Below are 3277 nucleotides of genomic sequence, written 5' to 3' on the forward strand. Positions count from 1 at the left end.
GGGCGGCGGGCCGGGCGCCGAGCGGGGCGGGACGCACCGCAGCAGCCGTCCGGGCCCGCCCCGCCGTCCGAGAGTGAGACGGAGGTCCAGCGGTCCGGCCGCGACGTGTCACACCGGCCCGGCCGCGTCCACTGCCACCGGCACGCCCCGCACCCGGTCGAAGCGGTGGACGGCGGCGACGACGTCCGCGATCCGCCCGTCCGGGGCCGGTAACCGCCGCTGCCCGTCGGCCCCCTCCGGCATCACGTCACCGAACGGGCCGAACGGCGTCTTCGGCCGGTGCCCCGGGACCACCCTCGTCCCGGACGAGGGCCCGGCAGCGGCGATCCGCCCCGGAACCGCAGGGCGTTCCCCACCACCCGCGCACCTTTCCCACGGAGCCTGTGCGCTCCTCCCCGGCCCGTCCGGAGCGCCCCGTTCCTCCAGGGCGCCCGGGGGTCCGGGCCGGGACGCCCGCGGACATCCCCGTCGGTCGGCTCGTGAGGAGATTTGACTGAAACCGAAGCGTTGAAACAAAGCCGATTGATGGTTGATGGTTCATCTAAAGCCCCGTCACATCGGAGCTCCGACCGGAAGGAACCACGACACTGTGAAGAGCCGACCCAAGAAACTGGCACTGGCTGCCATGGCGGCCGTCGCGATGAGCATCGCGCTCCCGGCAGCGCCCGCTTTAGCCACCGAGGAGATCGACTGCGGCGCCGGCACGGATGCCGTGCGGGTGACGTACCTGGAGAACGGCGCGGAGCACAGCCGGTGCTGGACCGGACCCGGTGACGTCCCGCTCGAACAGGGCGGCGTCACTTCCTTCTCCTCGGGCGCCCACGAGGTGGTCGTCTTCTGGAGGACGAACTGGGGATGGGACGTCGCGGTCCTCCCGCCCCACACACTGGCCCCCTTCAGCGGCGCCGACACCCACCACGTCTACGGTTTCCACGTCAGGTAACCGCTGACGGCGGTCGGCCCGGTCCGTCCGGGCCGGGCCGGCCGTTCGCGACGCACACGGTGATGAGGGGTGCTCGCCACCTGTTGCTCCAGGACGACCGAGTCCCACCAGGCGACCGTCACCTTCGCCTTCCCGCCGGTGTGGCCGTGCCATGTGACGACGACTCTAGAGGGGGGGCCAGGAGGAACCAGGGGGAGGGGGAGGGCTGACGCGGTTCCCGTCGCGCATCTCCGGCGGCCAGCGCCGGTCGATGACGACGGCGGTCTCCTTGCAGGCGGCACAGGCGTCGTCCCGGTCGGGCATCCAGAAGTACGGGGAGACGGAGAGGTCGTCGTGCACCATGCCGCACAGGGTCGCGCCGGAATCCGTATAGGCGTAGGCCGTGTCGTAGGCGTGGACCACGTCCTCGGGCAGCTCGGGTGAGTCCGCCCGCTCCCAACGCTCGTGCGGGGGCTGGTACTGGGGGCGTGAAACCTCACGGGGATCGTGTCCCAGCTCGGTCCACGCGTAGCACCAGGGGCAGAACCACCGTTCCTTCACCGGCAGGTCCCATGCCGCTCGCGGCTCGGCCACCGGTACCTGCCGCATCTCGTGTCCACACACGTCGCACGTCACGGCCGGATCCTGTCACGGCACGGCGGCGGCCCGCCGACGGGACCGCCGTGGGGCGGGGGAGACCAGCGGACGGTGTTACTTTTCGTGACATGACCGATCACGCGCTACGGCTGCTGCGGCAGGACCGCCGCCTGGCCGAACTGGCCGCCTTCCCCTTCGACTTCGACCTGGACCGCGCCGCCCACGGCCATGTCGAGGAGGTCCGCCTCGCCTCAGGCGGACCGCTGGAGACGGTAGCCGGGGACGATACCGGCGGCACGTACTTCGTGTGCGCGGACGGCTCGGTGCTCTACGCCGACTCGGAGGGCGCCGCGGGGATCATCGGATCCAGTGTCGACGAGGCCCTGGAGCTCGTGATCGGCCTGCCCGGCTGGCGCGGCTGCACACGTCTGTCGCCGGACGACGGCGAGGAGAAGATCCTGGCGTGCGTCGCGGAGACCGAGGACGAGATCCGCGAGTACTACGGAATCGACGAGGAGCGGGCCGAACTCCGTGCGGCGCTGGGCTTCCCTGAACGTTCCCCGGTCGAGCTGGTGGGCAGACTGCGTGCCGCGCTGCTGCGCACCGAGCCGGACTTCGTCCTGCTCAATGCGGAGGAGGGGTGCGCGTACGACCGGCTGGGTCCGGCCGGTCCCCCGCTGTGGGAGCCCGTGCTCGCGGCGGGCCGCGCCGATCTCGCCCGCCTGCGGGAGGGCGACCGCACGGCATGGCGTGAAGTCGCCGAGGACCCGGTCCGGCGCCGGATCACCCTGCGGGCCGCGCAGTTCGACCGTGCCGAGGGCGATCTGGAGCTGCTGCGGCATCTGCTGCGGCACGAGACGCAGTCATCGATGACGGACGAACTGCGGCTCGCGGCCGTGCTGGTGGGGCTTCACGGAGACACCGGAGACCTGCCGCTGCTGCTCGAGGTACGGGAGACGGACTTCGACACGGCGTGCGGCCTGGGCGGTATGCCGGAACCGGGTGCGAGCGCGGACGAGCTGCGACAGTGGGCGCGGGAGCTCGACGAGTCGATGTTCGGGACGGACCCGTCGGACGAGCCGGTCTCCACATGGACCGACCTGGCGCGGGACCAGGGGATGACGGACCTCGCGCGGGTGACGCTGATCCGCGAACTCGACAGCATCTTCATGGACCAGAGCACACTCCGCCGCCCCGATGCGCCCCGCACCCTGGCCACGGCTCCGCTGAGCGGGCTCGCCCAGGACTTCGAGGAACTCGGCGACCTTCCCCAGGCGCTGCGCGCCCAGCGCCTGTACGCCGCCCTTCAGGAGACGGCATGGGACCGGGCCTCGGCCCGGCACACCCTCGCCCGCCTGGAGCGAGAGGCCGGCCGGCTGCCGCAGGCGGCGGACAGCCTGGCCGCCGTGCGCGACGCCCTGGCCGCCCCGGGCGACGACTCACTGCGCCACTGGCAGCGGGTCAACCTCGGTTGCTTCATCGCCGAGGAGCACTACCGGCTCACCCTCGCCCTGGCCGACGCGGGCCGCCCCGAGGAGGCCCGTGCCCTCCTCAGGGCCGCCGACGCCGTACTCGGCGAACTCTCGGACAACGCCGCCAAGGGCGTCCGCGAGCTCGCCGAGCGGACCGCTGCACGCGTGCGGGAGGTCGACTGAGGGCGGGCACGGCGGGCGGCCGGCCCGCCAGGAAGCAGTGGCTGCCGAAGCAGTCTCCTCGTCCGCTGCTCCGAGCGACGCACCACCGTCGACGACGGTGGCC

At 72.4% G+C, this 3277-nt stretch carries 4 protein-coding genes; 2 read left to right on the plus strand and 2 right to left on the minus strand.

The features are described from left to right. Positions 1-108: 108 nt before the first annotated feature. The gene (locus B7L92_RS43090; protein WP_255311284.1) at positions 109-243 is read right to left on the minus strand and encodes a hypothetical protein; all 135 of its coding nucleotides are present in this window, start codon (positions 241-243) and stop codon (positions 109-111) included. A gap of 346 nt (positions 244-589) precedes the next feature. Between B7L92_RS43090 and B7L92_RS35040 the strand changes: the two genes are divergently transcribed. Then, complete coding sequence (locus tag B7L92_RS35040) at positions 590-943, plus strand: hypothetical protein (protein WP_081241255.1); 354 nt, start codon at positions 590-592, stop codon at positions 941-943. Positions 944-1108: 165 nt separating this feature from the next. Here the strand turns inward: B7L92_RS35040 and B7L92_RS35045 are convergent, their stop codons facing one another. Next, positions 1109-1531, minus strand: coding sequence for a hypothetical protein (locus tag B7L92_RS35045; RefSeq protein ID WP_081241256.1), 423 nt, complete (start codon positions 1529-1531; stop codon positions 1109-1111). Between the two features lie 116 nt (positions 1532-1647). On the opposite strand from B7L92_RS35045, the gene B7L92_RS35050 reads away from it, so the two are divergent. After that, positions 1648-3174 (plus strand): hypothetical protein, encoded by a 1527-nt coding sequence (locus tag B7L92_RS35050; protein ID WP_081241257.1) that lies wholly within the window; start codon positions 1648-1650, stop codon positions 3172-3174. Positions 3175-3277 lie beyond the last annotated feature (103 nt).

Source organism: Streptomyces viridosporus, from assembly GCF_002078235.1.
GTDB classification, from domain to species: Bacteria; Actinomycetota; Actinomycetes; order Streptomycetales; family Streptomycetaceae; genus Streptomyces; species Streptomyces viridosporus.